Source organism: Terriglobales bacterium (genome assembly GCA_035567895.1).
Classification (GTDB): Bacteria; Acidobacteriota; Terriglobia; order Terriglobales; family Acidobacteriaceae; genus Gp1-AA112.
The window spans coordinates 35576-60897 of the sequence record DATMPC010000102.1 but is presented as its reverse complement, the minus strand read 5'-3'; the positions used below and the strand labels follow the sequence as shown (position 1 = coordinate 60897).

Sequence of the window (25322 nt, the reverse complement as noted above, 5' to 3'; positions counted from 1 at the left end):
ATAGTAAGTTACACAAAAGTAAGCCAACCCCGCCATATCGGCGGTGAATAAGCCGTCAAAATTGTGAAATAATTCTCGTTAGGCGGCGGCCAAATCGCTGAAAATCGTCTCTGAGGCCACTTACCGCGCATGATGTTCGCCTTTCACCGGCTCCCAACCATCCTTCTGCTCGGTGCGCTAGTCCCCATTTTCTGGTTCTTGCGGCGCAGAGATCGCTCTTATCAGGTTCGTTTGTGGGTTATTGCGTGGAGTTTGGTGCTTTTGCGCGTCATTGTGCAGGTCTTTGGCGGCGCAGTTGGGTTCTCCAGCACCGCTGTTAATGCCATCGATCTTGGAGGATTGCAGCTTAGCGGCGTCGTATTAGCAGTCTCGATGACGCGAATTTTCCACGATCCGCGTCAACGCTGGCCGTTTTTCCTGGTGGCAGCAGTGCCATCGGTCACTTATGCGGGGCTGTTTGCGCTGAGATATCAGCGTCTATGGGTGTTTGCGCTCCTTAGCATCGCGCTTGGAGTAGGTATTTGTGCGTGGATTCTGATCTATTACCGCCGAAATGTTGAGAAATACATATTGGGAATCTGCGCGATTCTGCTTATCGGCGCACTCTGGGGCGCCGCAAGGACGCTCCAGGGACGCATCGATCTAGGCTTCTACACCATTGAGGCAGCCACTTATGCGCTTGCTGGATTCCTATATTGGCACTCATATAAGCGGTTTTCTCCCGGCGTGGTGCTCGCATCGATTGGATTCTTCGCCTGGGCAGCGGTTTTTCCCGTGTTTTATCTTGTTGCTCCGACGCATCCGAACGCCGTTGAAGGCCTGATTGCGCTCGCAAACATACCGAAATTCTGGGTCGCGATCGGCATGATTGTGACCCTGCTGGAGGACAAATCGCGCACCGCAGAGCTCGCCGAAGCTCAGGAACGCGCGACCAGAGAGCAGATTCAGGGCTTTTTTCAGGTTACCTCGCGCCTGCTGAGTGGCACGGATGTCGCCAGTTTCTGCGACGAGATCGCCCGCATCGTAACCGAAAGCTCCAATTTTGCCCGGGTTGTCATCCTGCTCACCGATGACCAGCGCAATCTGTACCTCGCGGGCTCAGCCGGAATGGACGCTAAGAACCTCGCGACACTGCGCGAGGAGGTCGGGCAATTGACGGTTGGGCGTGTCGAGGAATTACGCCATTCGGCGTTGAGGGTGGGATCGCATTCGTTTCGATTTGCTTCGGAGCCGCCTCGAGATGCGGCGAATTTGTCGAGTTCAGCGCATTATCTGCACACGCGTCAATGGCAGCAGGGCGAGAGAATTCTGGTCCCAATGTCTTCTACGCGTGGTTCTTTACTGGGGTGTTTCCTGCTCGATGAACCCAGGGATGTGCTGCGCGTGACCGCGGAAGACCTCGCAGCTGTCGAAATGTTGTGCACCGACCTGGCTATCGCTATCGAAAATTCGCATTTGCAGCGCCAGTTGGTGGTCTCGGAGAAGCTTGCCGGATTGGGAAAATTGATCGCCGGAACCGGGCACGAACTCAACAATCCGCTGACTGCGGTCCTCGGATACGCAGAAATGCTTTCCGGATCGACTGATGATGAGGGCACACGACGCAGTGCAGAGGTAATTCGGCGCGAAGCATTGCGCATGAAACAGATCATCGAAAACCTGCTGAGCTTTGCCCGGCAGACGAAGTTTGAGCGGCGCCCTGTATCTTTAGCGCACGTTTTGCACGAAGTTTTGAATCTGCGACGCTATGAAATCAGACACAAAGGGCTGCAGGTTGTTGCGGAAATCTCTCCGGCACTGCCCGGAGTCCTGGTCGACGAAGGCATGTTGAAGCAGGTTTTTCTCAACGTGATCAACAACTCGATAGAAGCCTTGCGTGAGGTCTCCGCCGGGCGCATTGACATCGAGGCGACGCGGCAAGGGGAGCGCATGCAGCTTCGCTTCAGCGATAACGGCCCCGGATTCAGCAATCCTGACCGCGTTTTCGATCCATTCTTTACCACGAAGGATCCCGGCAAGGGTCCCGGATTGGGACTGAGCGTCTCCTATGGAATTGTGAAACAGCATGGCGGCGAGATCAGCGCCTACAATCTGCACCCTTCCGGCGCGTGCATTCTGATCGAACTGCCGATTGCCAGCGCCGTAGACTCAATCCTCGAGCCTAGCGGAGTAGCTGAACGGTAGGCCTCGAAGCCCTCCAGCCTTGTTACACTGTCCGGTTTGCCCCAGGAGAATCCGAATGCTCCGCAAGCTTTTGCTTCTATTTGCTCTTGTTAGCCTCTCAGTCGCTCAGAGCGGGCCCCAGAGCACCAGCGCGTTGGGATCGAAGCATCCCTTCACGTTCGAAGACATGATGGCTCTCAAGCGTGTTGGCGATCCGCAAGTCTCGCTGGACGGCCGCTGGGTGATCTTCTCGGCGATCGATGTGAATCTCGCGGAGAACACGCGGAAGCCGCATCTTTGGCTTGTCCCGGCCGCGGGAGGCGACGCGAAGCAGATCACGAACGGGGCAGCCGGTGAAAATCGCGGAAGATTTTCACCCGACGGCAAGAGCCTCTCATACACCTCCAGCGCAGTTGGAGGCTCGCAAATATGGGTAGTCGGGTTCGATAGCGCCGCTGGATCCCCCTCCGCCGAAGCTCGTCAGCTTACTTCGCTCTCAACTGAAGCCGATGGAGCGGTCTGGGCGGCGGATGGCAAGCACATTGTGTTTGTTTCCGAAGTCTATCCTGACTGCAAAGACGATGCCTGCAACAAAGTCCGCGATGAGGAACTGGTCAAATCAAAGGTAAAAGCCAAGGTCTTTACGCGCCTTTTTTACCGCCATTGGTCGAGTTACACGCGTTTTAAGCGCAGCCATTTGTTCGTCGTCGGCACTGAAGGCGGCGTCCCGGTGGACATTACGCCCGGCGATCACGATGTTCCACCGTTCAATCTCGGCGGCCAGGACCTCTATGCGATTTCGCCAGATGGGCAGGAGGTCGCATTCACCAGCAACATTGACGAGGTAGAAGCGACCAGCACGAACAACGAGGTCTTTATTGTTCCCATTACGGGAGGCACGCCGAAGAAGATTTCGAGTAGCCCGGGAAGCGATTCCACTCCTCTGTATTCAGCCGATGGACGCTACATCGCGTACCGCTCCCAGGCGCGCGCCGGATATGAAAGCGACCGCTTTCGTCTGTTGCTGTTCGATCGGAAGAGCGGAGCGACTGCCGATCTGACCAAGAACTTCGATCGCTGGGTGGAGGCGTTCACGTGGAGTCCCGACTCGTCGACGATCTACTTTGCGGGCGAAGATCACGGAGGCTCGCCGCTGTGGCGCATCAAAGTGAGCGGTGGAGAGCCTCAGAAAGCAATCCCCGGTACAAATGACGATCCTGTTATCAGTCCCGACGGAAAGACCATTTTCTTCAGTCGCCAGTCAGCTACGGCGCCGAACGCGATCTATCGGGCGAACCTTGCAGAGGGCGGAGCAGCCGAAGCGCAGCAGTTGAGTCATCTGAACGATGGCGTGTTGTCGCAGGTGGCGATGTCTCCGCTGGAATCATTCGAATTTACTGGCGCCGAGAAGACGAGAGTGCAGGGTTTTCTGCTCAGGCCGCCGGGATTCAACGCCGGGCAGAAATATCCAGTGAAGTTTCTAATTCATGGCGGTCCCCAAGGCCAATGGGGTGAGGAATGGTCCTACCGCTGGAACGCCGAACTCATGGCGGCGAGCGGCTATGTTGTGATCTTGATCAATCCGCGCGGTTCGACCGGGTATGGTCAAAAATTCATCGACGGAATCAATGGCGATTGGGGCGGCAAGCCCATCATCGATCTGATGAACGGCCTCGATTATGTCGAGAAAACGTATTCGTTCATAGATAAAGAGCGCGAGTGTGCACTAGGCGCCTCCTATGGCGGATATGCGATCAACTGGTTGCTAGGCCACACCACACGCTTCAAGTGCATGGTCTCGCACGATGGGATGTTCAATACGATTTCCGCTTTCGGGACCACAGAAGAGCTGTGGTTCAACATCTGGGAGTTCAAAGGCACTCCATGGACGAATCCGAAGACATACCAGAAGTGGTCGCCCAATCAATATGTCACGAAGTTCAAGACTCCAACGCTCGTAGTCCACGGCCAACTTGACTACAGGCTGGACGTCTCCGAGGGCTTCCAGCTTTTCACCACGCTGCAACTGATCAAGGTGCCGTCAAAGATGCTCTACTTTCCAGACGAGGGTCACTGGGTGTTGAAACCGCAGAATAGTCAGCTCTGGTACAAGACCGTGGGCGAGTGGGTGGATCAGTGGATAAAGATCCCCAACACAGCGGCGGTCACAAAGGGTAGATAAGCGACTGTCCCACTGTCCCATCGCATATAGGGGTTTGGGACAGTGGGACAGATAAGTTGCTGAAAACAATGCTCGTGGCGAATGCTGAAATCATTACTGTCCCACGTTGGTTCAATCAGCGAATCCAAGCCGCACATGTACCTTGCCATCCTGGCTCAGTGGCGTTCATATCTCCGGATAGATGTCGAAGAAAGCTTCCACGCTATTTCGCAATTGAGCTTCAATCTCCTCTTTGCTGCCTTCAAGAATGTGCATGGTGACCCGGGCTGTGTGTCCGTTCTTCAATTCCACTGGAGCATCGCCCACTGATTTGATTTCGTCTGACGGCAGCAGGCGCATGCCGTATACAAGTATCAGATTCGCCATGTTAAGTAGTTTAAGCGTTGCAGAAGGTAGAGACGCGCCATGCTGGAGGGCTGTCCAAATTAGTCTTAGGGAAGGGCACCGGCTTCAGCCGTGCCGTTTGAAGTTTCGGATTGATCAGGCTTTAGCCGCTGGGGTTGTGCTTCTCGATGAAGTTAGCTATTAGGTTTCGGGCAACCGATTTAAGGTGTTCAGTCACGAAGCGGAATCCACCGCAGCGGCTAAAGCCGGATCGATTATGGATTCCGTCTCGGCACGGCTGAAGCCGATGCCCCTCCCTAAATCGCTAAATTCCTAATTTGGACAAGCCTGCACCATGCTGTGTGCTTACCTGAGCGTGCTTTTCTGTTCTACAATCCGCTTCGTGCGAGTCCTCCTCCTCATTATCCTGTGCTCGTTCGCGACGCTTGGCCAAGACGCAAAAGACAACGCAGCCAAGCCGGATCAAGGTCCGCCGGTGAAGGTCAACATTCTGAATGTCTGTACGCCAGGAGCGGAAGAGCAGCAGGAAATGACGTCTGCGTTAGCACGTTTGCCTAAAGCGCCTTCTTTTATCAGCGATTACGAGATAGCACGCGGGGTTTCAACACTGGGGGAAGCTAGTGCGAAGTACGTCCGATTGCGCCGGGAATTCAAGAGCGACTCGCCGTTGCAGACCATTCAGTATTCTTTAAGCTCCGACGCGGAGAACACGATCGAGACGCTTGTCTTTCGCGGACGCGATGTGAAGGATCTGCTGGCGCTCTCTATTGAAGACAAACTTTCAACTTCCGTCAGCAAAGCTTCAATTGTGATTCAATCCGACACGCCCGCTTCGCGTTTGCGTGTGGAGCGTGCGGGAAAGACAACCGTCGGGCTGGCGCGCTGCGTGGGTGTTGATCAATCGAAGTATGAACCGATTTTCGCGCAGGCATCCGCCGCGCTCGCGGGCTATCGCCGCTTCCTCAAGCTGCGGACGATCTTAGCCAGTGACATTGCCTGGTTGAATTCGGGCTCCGCCTCTACAGGCCACGCAACCGGGCCGAAGAAATCTGCAGGCGCTCCGATGCCACCGTCTGGCCCACACTAGCGGGAGCGGCGGGTACAATGTCTGTTCCCGAATCCCCCGGTCTGAGTCTTCTGACACGACTGTTGAATCCAATCTCTGAGGCATATGGACAACTCCGTACGCAACGTGGTGATTCTAGGCTCCGGATGCTCCGGACTGACAGCGGCTATCTATGCCGGCCGCGCCAACCTGAAGCCATTGGTGATCGAGGGACACGAACCGGGCGGTCAGCTCGGCATTACTACGCTGGTTGAGAACTTCCCTGGCTTTCCTGAAGGCATTCAAGGTCCCGAATTGATCGAGAACATGAAGAAGCAAGCGGCCCGCTTTGGCGCCGACTACATGATGGGGCACCTGGTGAGCGCGGATTTCACCAAGCGTCCATTTGTATTGAATTTCGGTGACAAGCAATTGCTCACGCGCACGCTGATTGTCGCCAGCGGTGCCTCAGCGCGTTGGCTAGGCATTCCGAATGAACAGGCGCTGATCGGTCATGGCGTGTCCTCATGCGCCACTTGCGATGGGTTCTTCTTCAGCGGCAAAGACGTCGTAGTGATCGGGGGCGGAGATTCGGCGATGGAAGAGGCTCTTTTCCTCACGCGCTTCGCCAACAAAGTCACGATCATTCACCGGCGTGATAGCTTCCGCGCGTCGAAGATCATGATCGAGCGTGCCCGGCAGCATTCCAAGATTGAGTTCCTGACCGACACCGTTGTGGAAGACGTCCACGACGTGCGGAAGAAGGAAGTCACAGGACTCCGCCTGCGCAACCTGAAGACCGGAAAGAAATGGGACTTTCCCGCCAGTGCGATGTTTCTCGGTATTGGACATGAGCCCAACGCAAAATGGGCGAAAGGGCAGTTGGACACCGATGTAGACGGTTATCTCGTTACGAAGAACTACGTCTTCACCAAAGTGCCGGGAGTCTTCGCCTCCGGTGATGTGCAGGACCGGCGCTATCGTCAGGCGATCTCAGCTGCCGGCACTGGCTGCATGGCAGCGATGGAAGCTGAGAAGTTCCTGGAAGAAGAGGGACTGTAGTTCTCCTCATATCTTCGCGGGTCGCCTTACGCCTTATTCTTCTTCGGCTTCTTCTTTTCTCGCTTTGGTGCGTTCTTGTTTCCCATGGCTCAATGCTGCCATACTCCGCGATTCGCCGCCATACCCCGCAAATTCAAACTGAGACACTACCCAGTTTGAGTGTCGGTTGCAAATAGCCAATTGCGGTGCTACTCTGTTCGGCCATCCCCCGAACGTCTTTAAGTTCCACCGGCCAAATCTCCCGCTCGCGCAAATTCGTTCTCTGGCTAGATAGTCTCGCGCGATAAAACTTGTGTGCGTGTGCAGACAATGACAGGTAAGCAGCGTCTCCAGTGTCTAACTGTGCTCGGAGCCTCCGTTTTCACATTTGCTTGCGGAGGCCGCGCCTCCTTGCACACCAACACCAAGCCAGCCCTGGATCCACTCCGTGGCTCTTATGTTTTTTTCGCCAGCGGGACCGATCCGCGTAAGGGCGACTACTTTGTCGCGGGCAGCCTTACATCCGATGGCCGTGGAAACCTCACTGGCGTTGAAGATCTGAAACGCGGCTCAACCCTGGACAGCGCGGTGCAACTGGAAGGGACTTATCAGCTGGATTCCATCGGCACGGTCAGCGCCACGCTCTTCGATGGAACAGCCATGGCGGCTACGTTGACCTTTGTAATCCCGAGTGGCTCCGCGAAAGCGGCGTTTCTGTACAACGGTACCGGAACGGGAACCGTGCAGCGTCAGAGCACTTCGGGTTTCAGCAATGTGGGGAAATTTGATTTCAAGCTGAGTGGGAAGGGCGAGGAAGGCGAGGCGTCGGCGTCAGGCTCGTTCACCACCAGCTCTACCGGAGAGATCAGTACCGGGACTGAAGAGTTCGAAGACGGAATCTTCTCGCGGACAACCGAGGCCCTGACCGGCCAGCTCGGCACACAGCTTGGGCGCGGACGCGGCGTAGCAATTATTGAGCTCCATAAATTCAGTTATTACGTGGTTTCGCCGAATCAGATTATTCTCGCCGGCCTCGACAGATCCACATCGCTGTTCGGCACGGCAACGGCGCAGTAGTTGTTTCCGGCCATCATTCGGAGGAGAAAGATGAAAATGAATCGGGCTCTTTATTTGGTTGCAATGCTGGTGGCGCTGGCGCTTTTCGTGGCGGTGCCCTGCTGGCGCGTTCCGACCGCCTTGGCGGCGGACCACCGCGAGGCGCCGATAGTCGACGGTATTCCCGAAGGTGATATCACCGATGTCTACCTGTTTACGGATCCGAACGATTCGTCGCGCGTGGTGTTTATCATGAACGTGAATCCCTTCAGTGTTCCTGCTGAAGCTTCAAGTTACTCGCTGTCGCCCGACCTGCTTTATCAGTTCAAGATCGACAATACTGGCGACGCACGCGAAGATCTCGTTCTTCAGGTGGTTGCCGACATCCGAGGAACGGGTCAGACAATTCGTGTGTTTGGGCCGTCGAGGCCGTCCAACACAGGTGCGCGCAATACTCTGCTCCGCGGAGATCCAGCGGTGAAAGGCGCATTTGGACAGGTAATTCAAAGTACCGATGGAGCTATCAAGGCGTTTGTGGGATTGCGTGATGATCCCTTCGTCTTCGACATAGGACAGTTCTTTCGAATTCTCAACAATACGCAGGACGTTTTCCGGGCTATCCCGAGCGCTGGTTTTCGTGGACGTGCAGTGCGAGCCGACGGCACCAGCGGCGTTGACGGATTCGGCGGGTTTGATGTAACGACGATCGCGGTTTCAGTACCGAAGTCCATGGTGCGGGGACAGAAGTCGAAGATCAACGTGTGGGCGACTGTGAGCCAGCATGTTTCAGGTGGTGAACCGGGCTTTGCCAAGTCGGAAGGCAGGGGCAAAGGCGACCACGATGACGATGAAGACGACGATGCTCCGCGTCCCCATTACCAGCAGTTCGAACGAATGGGCCAGCAGGTCTTCGCGACCGTGTTTATTCCGAAGGGAACACCTCGGGATGCCGAGAACGCTGAAATTCCTGAGCACGATATGGCGAACTATTCAGGATTGATCCCTGATGCTTTAACGGACACCGATGCTTCAGTAGTCGACCCAGCCTTGAAAAACACCATTCAAAATCGAGCGAACCTTCTTACGGCTCTCGGCTTAACGGGGCTGCCGAATGGTGCGCCATTGTTAATTACAGGTAACTTTGTCAATAAGGACAAACACCTTCTGCGCGCTGCACTGCTGCCAGACGTCTTGCGGTTCGATCTCGATGTGCCGGGAACCGAACAGGATATTGGCCAGTTTGGACTGCAAAACGGCCGACGACTTCAGGATCCAAGCGTCGATATCGCGGTGCAGCTACTGCGCTCTCTCGCGGATGTGCACTTCCCGGCAGGTGTCCCTGGTGGTGGTAGTCCGATCGGACGGGTTGCGCTTGAATGCTCTGCATTTCCGGCATGTCAGGATCGTCGTGTTCTGGTTGTCGTGCAGGGAACAACGTTCAACAAGCCGGATGCACAGCTCAACGACTTCACAGTTGTGGGCAACGACCGGCCGTTCTCAAATACGTTCCCATACGTGGGCACTCCTCATCCGCTTCCCGGCGAACCAGGAACCGTTGGGTTCCCGCCTCAGCAGTAGCGTTTAGAAGAGACGCGGTAACAACCGCGTCTCTTCAGTCTCTCCATATGAGGGCCAATCGTTCTTATTCGTCCGTACTCAGTTTCAGATTCGCTCTCTTAGCCCTCGTCTGCCAGCTTGTTGTTGGACAATCTGCTCCCAAACCACTCGCAGCAGACACGACTGACCAGCGAATCCGCTTCTTTCAGGCGCAGCTCGCACGTGATCCCGACTACTACGTAAACTACAACCGGTTGGCGGGTGCCTATGCACTGAAGGCCCGTGAAACCGGCGACATCAGCTACTACGAACTTGCCGAGAAGGCGACCAGAAAATCGCTGGACCTGGAGTCGCAGGATGAGGAAGCTGTAACCGCCTACGGGCAATTAGGGGCAATTCAATTCGCGGAACACCGTTTTTCGGAAGCAGCTTCGAGTGCTGAGCGCGCCCTCAAGCTTGCTGACGATCCAGATGCCTTGGCACTTGCCGGGGACGCGCAGCTCGAGATGGGAGAGTATGCGAAAGCCGAGTCCTTCTTCGCCAGAATTGCCGCCCCAAATGATGGGCGTCCGCATACCGGTCGCGAGTACTTAAGGACCACGCGCCAAGCGTCGCTGGCGTGGATTCGTGGCGAGGTCGAGCGTTCGATTTCACTGATGAAGCAGGCCTGCGCACTCTCTGAACAGGCACACCTACCGGCGGAAAACCTGGCTTGGACCCACTTCATGCTTGGCGAGCAATTATTTCAGTCCGGAAATGTGTCGAGTGCGGAGAAGGAGATGAGTGCCGCTTTGTCGGCCTTTCCGCTCTATCACCGTGCGCTGGCGGGCATGGGACAGGTTCGCGCTGCCCAACACCAGTTCACAGTAGCTGCCGATTTCTACAGGCGTGCGATTGCCGTCATACCTTTGCCCACATACGCCGCCGCGCTGGGAGATATCTATCACCGCGAGAAAAAAGATGCGGAGGCGGAGAAGCAATACGCACTCGTGGAGTACATCGGACAGCTCGGGGCGCTGAATAAGCAGGTCTACAATCGCGAGCTCGCGTTGTTCTTTGCCGACCACGATAGGCGCTTGGGCGAATCGCTTGCTCTAGCGCAGAGAGAGTTGGAAGTGCGGCACGATGTATACACGTGGGACGCTCTCGCGTGGGCATTGCTGAAGAACAATCGTGCGCAAGAAGCTCACGAAGCCATGCAAAAGGCTCTGGCCCACGGCACGCGGGATCCGGTTATGTTCTTCCATGCCGCTGCGATTGAGCGCAAGCTCGGCAACCCGAGTGCGGCAGATTTCGCCCGCAAAGCACTCGCGATCAATCCTGAGTTTCATGTCCTGTATAGCGATGAGGCGCGACGGTGGCTTAACCCTTCCAGTGCCAGCCGACAAAATGGAGAGGTCGTAAAAACCGAACTGCGCCGGCCTGAGACTGGAACCACGAGATGCTTTGACGGTGAGCATTCATGCGCTCCCAAACGAACCGGACCGGCGAGCACATTTGGCGCAAGCCGATCCATGTTCCTGGTGCCTAATTGTGTTTCTTTTGAAACTGCCTTGTCAGTTCGTGCAGCTGGCGACTGGGTCGGGGATCGTGGGATCGCCTACAACGATCGTGCTGCCCGCCGGGGCACCATTGGCCACCCAGACGCGAAGAGTTCCGTCAAGCTTGAAGTTCGGCGCGCCCGCCATTCCTATCCAGACCGAGTGGAAAGGAAAGTCGTAGCTTGATGCTACGGTGTCGAATTGCCCGCTAGATTCAAGAGTCGTGCCATAGGGACTGCCGGACCCGTCCTGGCCGTTGGCATCAATTCGGAGGTGGACAGTGACATGAGGAGCGTCACCCGTTGGGTTCTCGTGGTAGTCGATCGTAGTCGGTCCCTGAATCTGGACGCCCGAGCCGTTGCAAGGATTGGGATAAGTAAGGTTGCTGTCAAACCCTTGCGTCGCATTTTGCGCGCTTAAGGTGGCGGTCAGGAACAAAACACAGACTACTGCGAGCATAGGCAAGCAACGCTTTGTGCCTTTCATAGCCCTCCTTCTCGGCGGGGATACCGAGCACGAGAAATCATGCCACGTCGGGCGCGGTTTGGGGACACGTTCGGAAGAACCGAAGTCGTACTCCTATTCGATTCGGCGCGCAAGGTGATTGCCACTTCGGGAAGGAGCTCTATCCAAGGGCGGGTACTTAAGTGCTATCCGATATAGGGCCAACAGGACACTTGGGAAAGGCCCTGCAAAATTAGCCCGTTGGAGGGCGGATTTTGCTTCGCAGCTATACTTTTCAATTCAGCCGCGATGAAGACCAGTAAACGCAGAGTCCGAAGAACGTGCACCAGGATTGTTGCTTCTGTGAAGCATAAAAACCAGTGCGTCCAACTTCTCGCGTTTCTGCTGCTTGCAGCCGGACCACTGCTTGCCCATCCCATGGGCAACTTCAGCGTGAACCACTATTCGAAGATCACCCTGACCCGCGGGCAGATCGAATTGCTCTACATCATCGACATGGCGGAGATCCCCACGTTCCAGGAGCTGCAGGCTGCGGGACTCAAAGCTGATCCAGCAGACCCTCATATCGCCGCGTATCTCAGATCGAAGGCTGACGAGTTTTGGCAGGGTCTGATGCTAAAAGTGGACGGGCAGCCTGTAGAACTGGAATGCGCGGAGCGTCAAGTGATCTTCCCGCCCGGCGCAGGTGCTCTTCCCACAATGAAATTTGGTTTCACCTGCCGGGCGCCGTTGACCAGGCTGAGTTCCAGCCAGCATCTCCTGGAGTTCCGTGATGACAATTTTCAGGGGCGCGCGGGGTGGAAGGAAGTGATCGTCCATGCCGACCCGGCGTTGCAGCTTGTCAGCAATGCGCCGGACAAGGACCGCAGCGCGGAGTTGTCAAACTATCCGACCGATCTGCTGAACAGTCCGCCGCAGGTTCTAAGCGCGAATGCAACGTTCATGTTGCCAGCGATTGCTTTGCCCGCGCCCAGCGCTCTTTTCGCTAAGAAAGTTGCTGCGCCTGCAGCCAGCGCGACGATTTCGGCTGCTGATAGCCAGACTCCAACGAGCAAAGCGACAACAGGACCTGAGACTGAACCACCAAGGCTATCCTCTAATACTCAAGGCACGCCGCGCAGTGCCTTTACGCAATTGATTGCTTCAGACCAGTTGAGCCTCTGGTTTTTTCTTACGGCCGCCCTAATCGCAATGGGCTTGGGCGCGCTGCATGCCCTTGAGCCTGGCCATGGCAAGACACTGGTCGCTGCCTACCTCGTAGGATCGCGTGGTACAGCGTGGCACGCAGTGCTCCTTGGAATAATCGTTACCGTTGCTCATACGGCGGGAGTGTACGCGCTCGGGGCGGTCACTCTATACGCTTCGCGTTATGTTCTTCCCGAGAAGCTGTATCCCTGGCTGGGCGCTATCTCCGGGTTGATCATTGTCGTTTTGGGAATTTGGCTGTTTCTCCGCAGATGGGTGGGTCACGATCCATCCTTGGCGGAAGATCACACGCACTGGTATGACGCTTTTGCCAGCCGTAGTAGTGATGCGGTAACTGTCGGAGGCGATGGTAGCGCAGCCGCTCCTGCGCGACAGCCAGTGGCGACGCGGCAACTCGTGATTCTGGGAATTACAGGCGGCCTGGTCCCTTGTCCTGCGGCCTTGGTGGTGCTGCTCAGCGCCGTAGCAATGCATCGCATCGCACTTGGTTTTTACCTGATCGTTGCTTTCAGCGTTGGACTTGCGGCGGTGCTCATAGCGATTGGATTGCTGATGGTGCATGCAGGGCGGTTCCTGTCTCGGCTGCATCCCAATAGCGAACTCGTACGGCGACGCCTGCCTTTGCTATCCGCGGTTTTCATCACACTCGTGGGAGTTGTGCTGGTTGTGCAATCGCTGAAGCCTGTCGGCTCTGTCCAGGTCGGATCGTTCGCCAGTCCGAAGTGGTTGTTAGTAGCAGGTATTGGATTATTACTAGGAATGCGGCACTCTACCGATCCTGATCACGTGATTGCGGTTACCACCATCGTGACACGCTTGCGCACTCTCCGACATGCCAGCTTTGTTGGGATGTTGTGGGGCGTTGGTCACACACTGACGATTTTCATTGTGGGTTCGGCGATCATCTTGTTCGATCTTGTGATTCCTCCACGCATCGGGCTCTCGATGGAATTTGCGGTTGCTCTGATGTTGATTGTGCTCGGGGTACTGAACCTCACCGGAGTCTTGGCGTGGTTTACGAGGCGTGCCACGCCAGCCTCGGCTGAGAGCCAAGGCGTTACGGAAGCTCGTGCGGCAGGCTCAAACTCAGAGCGGGTGCTCGACCGCGTGCTATCCCGTTTCGGGACTTATCAACTCGTGCGACCCCTCGTTATCGGAATTGTCCATGGTCTGGCCGGCTCAGCGGCCGTGGCTTTGCTGGTGCTCGCTACCATTCATAATCCAGTTTGGGCGATCGGCTATCTGCTTCTCTTCGGATTAGGAACGATTGCCGGAATGATGCTCATGACAGCCGTCATCGCCATGCCGGTAGTGTGGACAGGAAAGAGCTTCGTTCGCCTGAATCGCTATATGTGCGCAACTTCAGGAATCGTGAGTGTCGCCTTCGGGCTGTTCTTGGTTTACCAGATTGGATTCGTCTCCGGACTGTTCAGCGCTGCACCGAAGTGGATTCCTGGATAACTGGTGCCCCGGTCCGCGTTCTATCGTGACTTGCCGGCACGTAGCGCCGTAGTCCGTCCGAAGTCCGGCGAAGTGTCGCCCGATTCGAAGCTGTGCATCTCCTCCCGCGCTTCTGGAACGGGTATTTGCTCCAAGAGACGGACGCAACGATTCCAGCGCAAGATAGCTTCGTCATTTCCCGCAGGGCGACGCTGCTCAGCGCCTGCGAAGCAGCGCATCGCTTCCTCAAGTTCGGCGGCGACGGCCTGCGGCGGGCGTCCGGCGCTTAGCTGCGCCTTGGCGTGCCGCTCGTGCAGAATGCCTCTGTAGTAGAGCTGTGCATACTGTTCCTCGAGGCTGTCAAACACTGAGGAAGCCTCGGTGACGCGGTCGTTAACTCCACCGGAAAACTGATCGGTAATCGCAAGACCTAAGATGCGCTTTGCCAATTGATGATTCGGATCCACGGCGAGGATATCCCGGCAAATCGACTCCGCTTCTTCCGGCTCATTCAAGTAACGATAACGCTCGGCCTTCGCTATGGCGGGACTGATGCCAGCCTGGGAAATAGACTTTAACTTAAACTCCATCGTGCAACTCCTATCAACAGGGGACCATGACGGACTCTGTTCGCTCATAGCGTCCAAAGCAAATATCCCGCCGCCAGGGTTCCCAAAATTGCGATCCCGTAGCATCCCGCGAACACGACTTCGTTCAGATGTTTGATCTGAAGTCCGTCATAAAGCGTGTAGCGAAACCGGTGAGCAAAGTGGAACAACGGAAGCGAGCACAGCACGAACAAGTAGAGGCGTGTGATAGGAGAATGCGCCAGGGCCCGCATCGATTCGTACGTCGGAGCGTGCATCCATCCCAGTGGCACCGCCAGCGCGAATATGAACAACTGGACTGGTAGAAAGAGTGCTGCGACGACTCCACCGGCGCTGAACAGCGTCCAGAAGATCGGTTCGGTTTCTCGGTTAACCATTGCTTTCCTCTATCCACGCGAAATGATGATGACGAAAACGATCGCGGAAATGACGATCCACGCCAGATACTGCGGCCCGGAAATCAGCGCCGCAGGCAGCCGCTTTCCGCCAACCCGAACTGCCATTGCTTTCGGCGCGAGATTGAACCATGTAATCGAGTGCAAGAGCAGAAACGCGAACGCGATCACGTTCAGCGCGATCATCCAGGGTGAACTCATGAGATGTCCGAATCGCGCGTATGCTGCCGAACCGCGAATTAACGCCCAAACCTGAAGCAATATGAGCGCCACAGTCCATGCCACGGCCACACTGCTCAGTTCGCGAAGAATAAATTTCACATACGCCCACTTGCCCAACCACCAGTAAGTCGAAACCGGCGGCCGATACCAGCGCGGATGGAACTCGGTGTAGCCTGGCGAACCTACCGAGGGCGGCGCTGCGGACACTTGCGTCGATGCATGTCCCGGGCTGGTCATTGCTTCTCCTGTCGCTGTCCCCAGGGCATGAGGAATTGCTTAATCCCGTCGATGGCTGCAGCCAGTTTGTATTGCTGAATTGCGCCGGCCGGGTCTACCTGCTTCGGGCAGACCTTCGTGCATTCACCAACAAACGTGCATCCCCAGATGCCTTCAGGATGTGACAACACTGCCATGCGCTCCGCAGAGCCCTGATCTCGCGAGTCTTTGTTATAGCGATGCGCAAGGGCCAGGGCAGCAGGGCCCACGAAAATAGGATCCAGTCCCGAAATAGGACATGCTGCATAGCACAGCAGGCAATTGATGCACATGCTGTGCTGGCGAAATTCTTCGAGCTGATCCGGAGTCTGCAGGTACTCGCCAGCCGGGTCGCCATTCTCGTGAATGAGCCATGGCTTCACTTTCTTGAGCTTTTCCAGAAAATCGGTGATCTCGATTACGAGATCGCGGACAATCGGAAAATTTTTGAGCGGCTCGATCGTTACTGGACCGGGTGTGTATTGCGTCAGGAATGTCGCGCATCCGAGCTTGGGCTCGTTGTTCACCATGTAACCGCAACTCCCGCAAATTCCCATGCGGCACGACCAGCGGAATGTAAGGGTGCCATCGATCTTGTCCTTGATGTAATTGAGCGCGTCAAGGATCACCCATTCTTCTCTCACCGGTACTTCGTAGGTTTGAAAGTACGGTTGGGTGTCGCGTTCGGGAGAGTAGCGCGAAACTCGGAGTTGGATCGTCTGGGCCATGTTATGCCTTTGCTGCCGTTAGCGTTGGTTGTTGTCCGTACACACGTTCCCCAGGAGGCCAGCGCGTAATCACCACTGGCGTGTATTCGATGTGTACGGATCCATCGGAGGACCGCGTGACAACCGAATGGGCAAGAAAGTTGGCATCATCGCGTGCCGGATAATCGGTTCGCTGATGCGCCCCGCGGGATTCCGTTCGGCTCAGCGCGCTGTGCACCATCGTCTCTGCGACATCAAGCATGCATGTCAATTCCAGCGCCGACAGCAACTCGGTGTTGAAGGTGCGCGAATGATCGTCGATCAACAAGTTCTGGGCACGCTCCTGTAATTCGCCAAGCTTCGCCGCAGCATCTCGCAAAGACTTCTCGGTTCGATAAATACCCGCTCCGTCTTCGACTGCCTTCTGCATGGCTTCGCGAATCGTAGCCACCCGCTCCTTGCCGCCACTCTTGCGGAGAAGGTCCTGCTCAAGACGTCTTCGCTCATCCTCTGCTTGTCTAAGAATCGGCAGGCTTACCGTGTCGGGAACACCAGAGGCATACTCGGCAGCTACTTTTCCGGCGCGTGCGCCAAAGACCAGAATCTCGGGCAGCGAGTTCGAGCCAAGCCGATTGGCTCCGTTGATGCTCACACATGCGCACTCGCCTGCGGCGAATAGGCCTCGGAGCGGAGTTACTCCGTCTATGTCCGTAGAAATGCCGCCCATCATGTAGTGCACTACTGGACGCACGGGAATGAGCTGCGTTACCGGATCGAGCCCCTCATACTTCAAGCACAGCTCACGCACGAACGGCAGCTTCTGATTGATCAGCTTCGCGCCCAGATGGCGCAGGTCAAGATGCACGACAGGCCCATATGGCCCATCGATGGTGCGTCCTTTATCGAATTCCTTGACGAAGGCCTGCGACAGACGATCGCGAGGGCCGAGCTCCATCGAGCGCAGTACCGGTTTGGGCTCAGGCTTGCCCAGGTTGTAGTCCTGAAGATAGCGGTATCCGTCCTTGTTGATCAGGTATCCGCCCTCAGCGCGCGCGGCTTCAGTGATGAGGATTCCCGTAAAGGGAAGTCCTGTAGGGTGATACTGCACAAACTCCATGTCCTTCAGTGGCCCACCCGCGCGATAGACGAGAGCCATGCCGTCGCCCGTCTTGATCGCTGCATTAGTTGTGTACGGGAAGACGCGGCCACAGCCGCCCGTGCACATGATCACCGCTTTTGCCGTGATCGCCTGAATGCGGCCCGACATCAATTCGATTGCGACTACGCCTTGCACGCGGCCATCGTCGACGAGCAATTTCGTGACGAACCATTCGTCGTAGCGATGGATTTCGTCGTACTTCAGCGTGGTCTGAAACAGCGTGTGCAGCATGTGGAAGCCGGTCTTGTCGGCAGCGAACCACGTGCGCTTGTTCTTCATTCCGCCAAACGCGCGTACCGCGATATGACCATCGGGCTCGCGACTCCACGGACATCCCCAATGTTCGAGACGCAAAAGCTCCTGCGGAGCTTCCCTGACAAAAGCCTCAACCGCATCCTGATCGCAGAGCCAGTCACCGCCTGAGATGGTGTCATAGCAATGTTCGTCGAGAGAGTCGTCGGCTTTGGCCACGCCTGCGGCGCCACCCTCGGCGGCAACCGTATGGCTCCGCATGGGATATACCTTGGAGATAACCGCGATGCGTAGGTTCGGATTGGTCTCAGCAACGGCGATTGCCGCGCGCAGACCTGCGCCGCCACCACCAACGAGTAAGACGTCGTGGGAAGAGGTGTCCATGGGGCCTCAACGAACCGCGCCAATCCCAGCTATCCGGCGTACCGGAGGCTGATGTAATTCTGTAATCAGGGCCTGAGACCGGGCCTAAAGGGTGCCCGAAAGGACGAAGCCAACTTAGCGAATCAAGATTCGCCTGGCTTCTCCAAACTGCGAACATGCTCGCCAGTGGCGAGCTAAATCAGGGCCGACGTTCGGGGCCTGTGAGCTCGTGCGAATTGCACCGAGCCTCTTATCTTAAAACCAAACGCGCGGTGCCAAGGCCCGGGCTGCCGTGAGAAAGTGAACAGAATCAAGCAGCTCGAAGCGGCCAAAATTCTGCTACAGAACCCAACAAGTTGCAAGCGTGAAGATGGCGGCTAGACCCGCGCACGCTCTGAAGCAGAGGACGAAATGGCAGGTTACCTCGGTGACGCGGAAAAGTCGGCGTATTCGGAAATGTCACGGCATCCTGATTGTGGTTCTGCGAATATGTACAAGGTGCAGCTCACAAACAGCAACCCACAATTGCGAATGCGGATCGCATTGCGACCGTTTTTGTGCCTTGCACTGCTTGCGCCATCGCTGCCGGCGCAAACCCCGCATCCTTCGATCCCAGTGGCTCCGACGAAGCATCCGGGAACCTCGCTGACAATTGTTGTTACGGACGAAAACAATGTGGTTGTTCCGGATGCTTTGGTGTCTATGACCGACACACAGAGCGCCGAAATACTGCGTGCCCAAACCGACGCCGCTGGCCGGGGAAGGTTTCTCAATCTCAATTCGGATGACGTATTTACCTTAAGGGTAGAAAAAAAGAACTTTTATCCAATCACCAAGCAGGACTTGAGAATCACTGGAGCACAAACGCTCGAAATCGATATTCCCCATGTACAGGAGCTGAAGGAAACGGTCAATGTAACCGCTTCAGTCCAGGAGATCGATCCAGCCAAGACCGCCGACACCAAGACTCTTGGCACTCCGGAGATCATCAACATTCCCTATCCGACGTCGCGCGACATTCGCAATCTCTTGCCGTTTCTGCCGCAAGTAGTGCAAGACTCGACTGGGCAAGTTCACGTTGCCGGAGCCGACACTTACGAAACCACCGACGTGCTCGATGGCTTCGACATTACCGCGCCCGTAAGTGGCAGCCTTTCCATGCGATTCAGTGCCGATGCCGTCCGTGAAGTTAGCGTGGAGAGCACGCGGGTATCGACCCAGTTCGGGAAGGAGTCGGGCGGAATCATTAACTTCAACACCGGAATGGGTGACGATCACTTGCGCTTCGACGCCACCAATTTCATTCCTACATGGCAGAACAAGAACGGCAAGGGCTTCAGCTTCGACAAGTGGGTCCCGCGTGCGACCGTGTCTGGACCGATCAAGAAAGGCAAGATCTGGTTCTTCGACTCCGCCGACGCTGAGTACGCCAACTACGTGTTCAAGGATCTGCCCGAAGGTTCCGACCACGATCCGTTCCTACGCGGCAGCAACCTCGCTAAGGTACAAGTCAATCTTCGCCCGACCGACATTGTCAATTTTAGTTTTCTGAACAACGTGCAAGACGAGGATCGCCAGGGGCTCTCGCTCACAACGCCTACCTCAGCGACCGTGAGGCGCGACTTCAACTCCTACCTCGGCACCGTAAAGGAACTGCACTATTTCTCCCGGGGAGCGCTGCTTGAAACTGGATTTGGGTGGAACTTCTTCCGCGATGAGTACCATCCGCAGGGGCCGAATGCGTTTGTGATCACTCCGAACGGCAACCTGGGGAACTACTTCGAAAAATTTCACGGCACCTCGCGCCGTGCACAGGGAATCGCGAACCTGTTTCTGAATCCGTTCACGGTAGCTGGGCGTCATGAAGTAAAATTCGGCGCCCAAATCGCTCAGATTAACTTCACCCAGCAATATCAGGATCAACCGTTTCTGCTGCTCCGGGCTGATGGCACCCTGTATCGCCGCAGTGTGCTGCCGCCCGTCACCTCGCTGGATCGCAACAATCTGGAGATCGGATCCTATATCGAGGACCGCTGGTCGCCTCTTGAGCGAGTGCTGGTGCAACCCGGAGTTCGTTTCGATTGGGACGAGATCCTGCGTCGTCCGTTGTTTTCACCTCGTATCGCAGGCACTTATGTGCTCGGGAGGGGACACAATACCAAGGTCTCCGCGGGTGTGGGGATTTACCACGAACGCACGCACCTGGATTATCTGGCTCGGGCCATGACCGGACCGCGATTGGACTACTATTACGACGCACTCGGAACCACCCTGATCGGGCCTCCATTGGTGACGAGCTTCGCGGTAGATCAAAGCTCGCTGCGCGAGCCGCGATTCTTAAATTGGAGCGCGGCCATCGAACAAAAGTTTCCGGCCGGCATCTACGGCGCCTTCGAGTATCTGCAGAAGCGCGGTACTGATGGCTTCGTGTTTCACAACCTCAACACTGCGTCGGACCTGTCGGGCAACTACGTTCTGACCAATGATCGCCGGGATCGCTATCGTTCGGTACAGATCAGCGGCCGCAAGCACTTCCACGGCGACTACAACTTTTACACCGCATATACGCATTCGTATGCGCATTCCAATGCGGTGGTGAATTATTCGCTCAACAATCCAATCTTCAGCACTCAGATGGGTGGGCCCCTGCCCTGGGACGTACCGAACCGTGTCATCAGCTGGGGATGGTTTCCCACGCCATTTAAGCGAGTCGACCTCGTTTACTCGCTCGACTATCACACGGGATTTCCCTGGACAGCAGTAAACCAGAGTCAGCAGATCGTCGGTCTGCCCTACTCCCACCGCATTCCGGCCTACTTTTCGGCGAATCCGGGACTCGAATGGCGCTTCAGTTTTCGTGGATACGCTTTGGCACTACGCGGAGTCGCCGAGAATGTAACGGATCGCCAGAACCCAGCGTTTGTGAGGAATAACGTCGATTCTCCCGACTACGCGACGTATGGCGGTTTTCGCGGGCGGGCCTTTACAGCGAGAATAAGGTTTTTGGGGCGCAAATGAAGGCCGCCGGCGCTTACGAAGCCGTGGCGTGTTCGCTTGAGATACGGGTTCCTATCCAGCAAAGGAGAGACTCTCCCCGCAGCCCAGGGTTAGCGACTTTTTATGGACGTACTGTTGGGCGGTTTGTAATCTGAGGCCAAAACCAAAAACTCACGCAGATCAACGCAGATTTAGCAGATTGACGCGGATTTTCTTGGGATTGTGACGGGAACTGTACCTTGGAGACCCTCTACCGACCTGCACTCGTGAACCACAGGATTCACCGACGGGACACAGAGGTTCACAGATCCCCTTGCCTATCTATGTGAATCCCTAGAATCTGCGTTGATCTGCGTGAGTCTTTGCAGTTGCTTTCTTCACCGCTCACCCTTCACAAGGCTTCCGAGTATTCCGATTCTTCTGGTGCGTCGGTTAGGCTTTCAAAGACCAACTTGTAGCCATCCGGGTCTGATACGGATGTAACCCACATGGCGTTGCCGACGAATGGCCGTTGCGCTTCGACGCCCTTTGACCTGAGCTCGCGATAGATCGCGAGGGCATCCCTGCAGGTGAAGCAGATCGAGACGCCCACTCTTCACAGTCGCGATAGAATCACTCTGCGCCTCTCGTTTCAGAAAACGTATGCGGCAATTCTTACTTGTAGGTACGTTACTTTCTTGCGTTTCCGCCAATGTGTGCGCTCAGTCCGAAGCCGACTTGCGCGAGTACTTTGAAGGCCGAACGGTGGTTGTGAAGCAGGATCTACCTGCAGGCAAAAGCGCAATCGAGATTTATCCGGACTCGGCCTCGCCCACCAATTACGCCGACTATGGCAGACGAATCAAACAGCTCGGCGTCGCGTTCCGGCGCAATCAGTCAGTTCCGCTGACCAGTCTGAAGGTCAACGACAGGAGCATTGAATTGCAGCTCGGAAGCACTGTTGCAGCAGGGGCGGACGATGGATCGCCCGCTGCATCTGTTGCCGTCGAGAAGAGTTCCCGCGAGCGAAGCCTTGAGCGTGATGCCGAACGCGAGACGGATCCGGAGCGGCAAGCACAGATGCAGCAAGAGCTGGATGCTCTTCGCAAGCAGCGTCAGAGGGAGGACGCGCGGCTCAAAGCTGCGCTTGCGCAACTGTCGAATGGGAGCGACGACCGCCAACGGACAGCAAATGCTGTGGCGCGCATTGACCTCGTGTTTAACGGCGGAGTGCCCGCGCGTGCTCTCAATCCTGACTACGTGAAGTCGGCGCTGAAGAACTGGCTCGACTTCAATGCGGCGGAACGTCCGGCTCCCCCTCCCCCTCCGCCTATTGTTTCGTCGGACGATAATGCCTCTCCTTATGGGCTCCGAAAAGGAATGACGGAGGCGGAACTCGTACGCCTCTTCGGCGAGCCCGCAAAGCGCGAGTCCAGCACACAAGGCGATCTGCACGTGGATGTGCTCACTTTCAAACGCGATGGAACTACTTTGGAAGCCACTATGGTTGAGAGTATTCTCGTGCGTTTTCGGCAGTGGTCGGATTAAGAGGTACTGGGCTAATTCTGTGTTGACGACGATTCCTGCAGTGTGACTGCTTGGGGGCTTCCCGGCCAAGGCTCGCCCCGTCGTTTGCAATCCTCAAAAACCTCAATTGCTGACTCTATCTCGGCGATCTTCTGCTTCGCATCAGAGATAGCCCCATTCCAACTGCCGCACATTCTTCGATTTGGTTTGCACTTTCGTCTTGACTTTATACTTACACATGTGCAAAATATTAGTGTAACGCTTGCTGAGGTATCAGGCATGACAGCGGACTCCTATAAAACGGCGCTCAAAGAAGCGAAGCGCGAGTTGTTCGATCTGGCACAAGAACGGGACAAAATAAACGCCAGGATTTCTCAAGTACAGGGTGTCATCACGTCGCTGGCGGGTATGCTGAACGACCCGGGTGAAGCCTTGGAAGAAGTGGCCGAAGCCCAAGCTATTCTCGGTCCTTCCGGTTTGACTGATGCGATTCGCGGCATTCTCCGCAGTGATCCGAGGAAAACTTGGACTCCGGTTGAGGTTCGCAATTTGCTCGCTACCGCAAACTTCCCTCTTGGCGAGTATTCCAATGCGCTCTCCGCGATTCACACAGTTCTCAAGCGTCTTGCGAAGTCGCCTGAAAATGTCGCTGAAAAGGTGGGTGACGGCTATAGATGGGTGGGGACGATTAGCTACGGAGCCCCTAATAGTCTCGCGAACCAATTTGCTCGCGCGCGAGAGAACCTGACGCCGCGTACAGGACACAAAGGATTTGGCCAGCGCTTGGTAGAAGCGCACAACAAGTCGCAGGACAAGAAGAAATAGGTTTGGAGTGAAATGCGAAAGCCCCGAGTTTTATTTATCAACACGCAATTAGCCCACTACCGATTAAGAGCTTTTTCCCAATCTGCGGGCAATTTCGTTTTGATTTCCGCCTCGTGTCAGGGCATCGACTTTAGTTGTGCCGGAATGAAAGTGGCACCTCCCATTCCATGCTGCCGCAGGCCGGAGCGTAGACCCTGAGCGAAGCCGAAGGGTCGAAGCGACAAAAGAAAAACCTTCTCTTTCTGAGGAGCTCCGCTTCGCTGCGCTGGCCTTCGGCAGAGCGGAAGGAAATCTTTTCGCATCATTCCGGCACGACCAAAGTCGATGCCCTGACACGAATCCACCACAACTTTCGCCAGGATAATAACCTTGACGCAAGGTGGTGGTCGAGCGACACACTTAGCGGAGAGGTTGATATATGGAAGAAGGCAAGAAACCACGATACACGCTGGCAGGAGCTGTCTGGCAAGCCCCATTCGTGATTCTATTCGCCTACTGGCTTTGCAAACAGCCGGAACCAGGATTAGCGGTGACCATACTTGGCCTTGCGGCGGTAATCATGGCCATCAGAGCAGAGCATTTTACCCGCACCGAAGAGGTTATATGGATTGTGGTTGCCTGTGCGCTCTGCGTGATTGAAATTCGTGCGATCCGACATGACAGAGAGGTCGCTGCCAGCGAACAAGCAGAAGTGAGAAAACGAGAAGAGGAAAATTTCAGAACAATCGCATCAGGGCTTCAGGCGTCAATTGATAATAGCCGAAGTCAGTTTGCGGCCACGATGGAGCAAACTAAGACCGTTCTAGATAAGACCGAGTCCGTTTCAACGCTTACAAAAAAGAACCTGGAAAATATAACAGGGGGCGAGTCGTTCGCTTTCGTTAGACCGCAAGTGGAAGCTGCTGGGAAAGGCCCAATTGGTCTTGTCGTTTGGAATCGCGGCAATGAAGTGCTTACCGGAGTAACAATAGGGTTCTCGCGCACCAATGACCCTAATTGGGGTAGTGAATTCTTCAACCGTTACACGATTGGTACTATTGCGCCTCACGATATGGCGATGATCCCGATAACGATCACACCACAATTAGGCGACAACGGCATAGATCACTACTGGCTAATGATCTCCGCTCAGAATGGAACTGTAGATGAAACGCTTGACTTCAGGGAATCAAAAAAGTTCCCTGGTACGTGGGCGGTGCGTCTTGGCGTAACGAAGCGATTCAAGATTGATAAGAACGGCACCGCCTCGATTCCCGTGCTTGTGCGAGAGTGGACGGACGAAGGCGGCGCAGATCAGAAGCTGCCCAATGTGAACACCTCATTAAAGCTATTGAAGAGAGAATCCAAAAGGCGGCATTAGGCAGCCGTGTTAGCGGTCAGTTCCTTGTATTCCATGTTCTCCGATTCGATCATTTTTAGAAGCGTATCCCGGAAGAGAAAAGGGTTCTTGCGATTGTTAAACCGGAAGCACATTTCGTTCAGATAGGCTTCAAGATGCTTTGCGCTAATCCGATGCCACGTGCCAATGATGCCTCTCTTGAGCAGAGAGAATGCGGATTCAACGGTGTTGGTGTGAACGTCGCCTTCGACGTAAACCCGCTGTTTGTGGCGGATCGTCTTGTGCCGAGTCCCATGCACTCCTGTTTTCATCATTGACGGGTGGCCCGCCCTGTTCCCGTTTTGGCTGTTTGTCGTGCGCTCCCATGTAAAGGGTGCCCCGTTCTCGCGCGCTGTTTGCGAGGGCTGGGTAAGAGAATGCGGGCAACTCCGGCTTTGACTCTTGCCTTCGTCCAACACGACCTAATACACGTTCCACAAAGTAATCACTACCGCTATAATGCCGCGCATCGAGAGCCGAGTGTCATGACAATCGACGAACTGAGAGCTTTCCAAACAAAGAAGAAGCCAAAACCGGAATGACCCGGTTCCTCTAACCCCCGCCCTCGCGAACAGCACGCGAGAACGGGGCACCCAGCTGATGGAAGTCGGATA

18 protein-coding genes and 1 pseudogene are annotated in these 25322 nt (G+C 55.7%); 12 read left to right on the top strand and 7 right to left on the bottom strand.

The annotated features are described in order from the left end of the window. The first annotated feature begins 129 nt into the window (after positions 1-129). Both VNX88_20930 and VNX88_20925 read left to right on the top strand, forming a co-directional pair. A complete protein-coding gene (locus VNX88_20930; protein HWY71143.1) occupies positions 130-2184 on the top strand; it encodes an ATP-binding protein in 2055 nt (684 codons plus the stop codon). Positions 2185-2239: 55 nt separating this feature from the next. Beyond that, positions 2240-4345: a S9 family peptidase gene (locus VNX88_20925; GenBank protein HWY71142.1), complete on the top strand. Its 2106-nt coding sequence runs from the start codon at positions 2240-2242 to the stop codon at positions 4343-4345. Positions 4346-4510: 165 nt separating this feature from the next. Here the strand turns inward: VNX88_20925 and VNX88_20920 are convergent, their stop codons facing one another. Further along, on the bottom strand, positions 4511-4711 hold the full coding sequence (locus VNX88_20920; protein ID HWY71141.1) for a hypothetical protein: 201 nt from the start codon (positions 4709-4711) through the stop codon (positions 4511-4513). Between the two features lie 361 nt (positions 4712-5072). Here VNX88_20920 and VNX88_20915 point away from each other — a divergent pair, with 361 nt between their 5' ends. From VNX88_20915 to VNX88_20890, 6 genes are all read left to right on the top strand, one after another. Further along, complete coding sequence (locus VNX88_20915) at positions 5073-5777, top strand: hypothetical protein (GenBank protein HWY71140.1); 705 nt, start codon at positions 5073-5075, stop codon at positions 5775-5777. An 84-nt stretch (positions 5778-5861) separates the two neighbouring features. Beyond that, complete coding sequence (gene trxB / locus VNX88_20910) at positions 5862-6797, top strand: thioredoxin-disulfide reductase (GenBank protein ID HWY71139.1); 936 nt, start codon at positions 5862-5864, stop codon at positions 6795-6797. A 390-nt stretch (positions 6798-7187) separates the two neighbouring features. Then, positions 7188-7853: a hypothetical protein gene (locus VNX88_20905; GenBank protein HWY71138.1), complete on the top strand. Its 666-nt coding sequence runs from the start codon at positions 7188-7190 to the stop codon at positions 7851-7853. Between the two features lie 30 nt (positions 7854-7883). Continuing rightward, positions 7884-9410, top strand: coding sequence for a DUF4331 family protein (locus tag VNX88_20900; protein ID HWY71137.1), 1527 nt, complete (start codon positions 7884-7886; stop codon positions 9408-9410). A 47-nt stretch (positions 9411-9457) separates the two neighbouring features. After that, a complete protein-coding gene (locus VNX88_20895; protein HWY71136.1) occupies positions 9458-11116 on the top strand; it encodes a tetratricopeptide repeat protein in 1659 nt (552 codons plus the stop codon). A gap of 621 nt (positions 11117-11737) precedes the next feature. Continuing rightward, entirely contained in the window at positions 11738-14062 is a 2325-nt protein-coding gene (locus tag VNX88_20890) for a sulfite exporter TauE/SafE family protein (protein HWY71135.1), read from the top strand. Positions 14063-14082: 20 nt separating this feature from the next. On the opposite strand, the gene VNX88_20885 is transcribed toward VNX88_20890, so the two are convergent. Genes VNX88_20885 through frdA form a run of 5 tightly spaced genes read right to left on the bottom strand, consistent with a single transcriptional unit; the run spans position 14083 to position 18023 of the window. Next, the gene (locus VNX88_20885) at positions 14083-14631 is read right to left on the bottom strand and encodes a hypothetical protein (GenBank protein HWY71134.1); all 549 of its coding nucleotides are present in this window, start codon (positions 14629-14631) and stop codon (positions 14083-14085) included. Positions 14632-14675: 44 nt separating this feature from the next. Then, complete coding sequence (frdD, locus tag VNX88_20880) at positions 14676-15026, bottom strand: fumarate reductase subunit FrdD (protein ID HWY71133.1); 351 nt, start codon at positions 15024-15026, stop codon at positions 14676-14678. A 9-nt stretch (positions 15027-15035) separates the two neighbouring features. Beyond that, positions 15036-15503, bottom strand: a complete 468-nt coding sequence (locus tag VNX88_20875; GenBank protein ID HWY71132.1) for a hypothetical protein — start codon at positions 15501-15503, stop codon at positions 15036-15038. Next, positions 15500-16249, bottom strand: a complete 750-nt coding sequence (locus VNX88_20870; GenBank protein HWY71131.1) for a succinate dehydrogenase/fumarate reductase iron-sulfur subunit — start codon at positions 16247-16249, stop codon at positions 15500-15502. Before VNX88_20870 ends, VNX88_20875 begins: the two co-directional genes overlap by 4 nt. A gap of 1 nt (position 16250) precedes the next feature. Next, entirely contained in the window at positions 16251-18023 is a 1773-nt protein-coding gene (frdA, locus tag VNX88_20865) for a fumarate reductase (quinol) flavoprotein subunit (GenBank protein ID HWY71130.1), read from the bottom strand. Between the two features lie 390 nt (positions 18024-18413). On the opposite strand from frdA, the gene VNX88_20860 reads away from it, so the two are divergent. From VNX88_20860 to VNX88_20845, 4 genes are all read left to right on the top strand, one after another. Continuing rightward, positions 18414-21020 carry a TonB-dependent receptor gene (locus tag VNX88_20860; GenBank protein ID HWY71129.1) on the top strand — a complete coding sequence of 869 codons (2607 nt, stop codon included), beginning with the start codon at positions 18414-18416 and terminating at the stop codon, positions 21018-21020. A 621-nt stretch (positions 21021-21641) separates the two neighbouring features. Further along, a complete protein-coding gene (locus VNX88_20855; GenBank protein ID HWY71128.1) occupies positions 21642-22526 on the top strand; it encodes a hypothetical protein in 885 nt (294 codons plus the stop codon). A 258-nt stretch (positions 22527-22784) separates the two neighbouring features. Beyond that, positions 22785-23330: a hypothetical protein gene (locus tag VNX88_20850; protein ID HWY71127.1), complete on the top strand. Its 546-nt coding sequence runs from the start codon at positions 22785-22787 to the stop codon at positions 23328-23330. 418 nt (positions 23331-23748) lie between these two features. Beyond that, complete coding sequence (locus VNX88_20845; protein ID HWY71126.1) at positions 23749-24690, top strand: hypothetical protein; 942 nt, start codon at positions 23749-23751, stop codon at positions 24688-24690. 95 nt (positions 24691-24785) lie between these two features. On the opposite strand, the pseudogene VNX88_20840 reads toward VNX88_20845, so the two are convergent. Continuing rightward, positions 24786-24980 (bottom strand): annotated as a pseudogene (locus tag VNX88_20840) (transposase). Between the last annotated feature and the right edge of the window lie 342 nt (positions 24981-25322).

Bases quoted from the DNA above. Each gene is read 5' to 3' on its own strand.
- VNX88_20930 (HWY71143.1), top strand. From the start codon at position 130: ATGATGTTCGCCTTTCACCGGCTCCCAACCATCCTTCTGCTCGGTGCG.
- VNX88_20925 (HWY71142.1), top strand. From the start codon at position 2,240: ATGCTCCGCAAGCTTTTGCTTCTATTTGCTCTTGTTAGCCTCTCAGTC.
- VNX88_20920 (HWY71141.1), bottom strand. From the start codon at position 4,711: ATGGCGAATCTGATACTTGTATACGGCATGCGCCTGCTGCCGTCAGAC.
- trxB (HWY71139.1), top strand. From the start codon at position 5,862: ATGGACAACTCCGTACGCAACGTGGTGATTCTAGGCTCCGGATGCTCC.
- VNX88_20900 (HWY71137.1), top strand. From the start codon at position 7,884: ATGAAAATGAATCGGGCTCTTTATTTGGTTGCAATGCTGGTGGCGCTG.
- VNX88_20895 (HWY71136.1), top strand. From the start codon at position 9,458: ATGAGGGCCAATCGTTCTTATTCGTCCGTACTCAGTTTCAGATTCGCT.
- VNX88_20885 (HWY71134.1), bottom strand. From the start codon at position 14,631: ATGGAGTTTAAGTTAAAGTCTATTTCCCAGGCTGGCATCAGTCCCGCC.
- frdD (HWY71133.1), bottom strand. From the start codon at position 15,026: ATGGTTAACCGAGAAACCGAACCGATCTTCTGGACGCTGTTCAGCGCC.
- VNX88_20875 (HWY71132.1), bottom strand. From the start codon at position 15,503: ATGACCAGCCCGGGACATGCATCGACGCAAGTGTCCGCAGCGCCGCCC.
- VNX88_20870 (HWY71131.1), bottom strand. From the start codon at position 16,249: ATGGCCCAGACGATCCAACTCCGAGTTTCGCGCTACTCTCCCGAACGC.
- frdA (HWY71130.1), bottom strand. From the start codon at position 18,023: ATGGACACCTCTTCCCACGACGTCTTACTCGTTGGTGGTGGCGGCGCA.
- VNX88_20860 (HWY71129.1), top strand. From the start codon at position 18,414: ATGGCAGGTTACCTCGGTGACGCGGAAAAGTCGGCGTATTCGGAAATG.
- VNX88_20855 (HWY71128.1), top strand. From the start codon at position 21,642: ATGCGGCAATTCTTACTTGTAGGTACGTTACTTTCTTGCGTTTCCGCC.
- VNX88_20850 (HWY71127.1), top strand. From the start codon at position 22,785: ATGACAGCGGACTCCTATAAAACGGCGCTCAAAGAAGCGAAGCGCGAG.
- VNX88_20845 (HWY71126.1), top strand. From the start codon at position 23,749: ATGGAAGAAGGCAAGAAACCACGATACACGCTGGCAGGAGCTGTCTGG.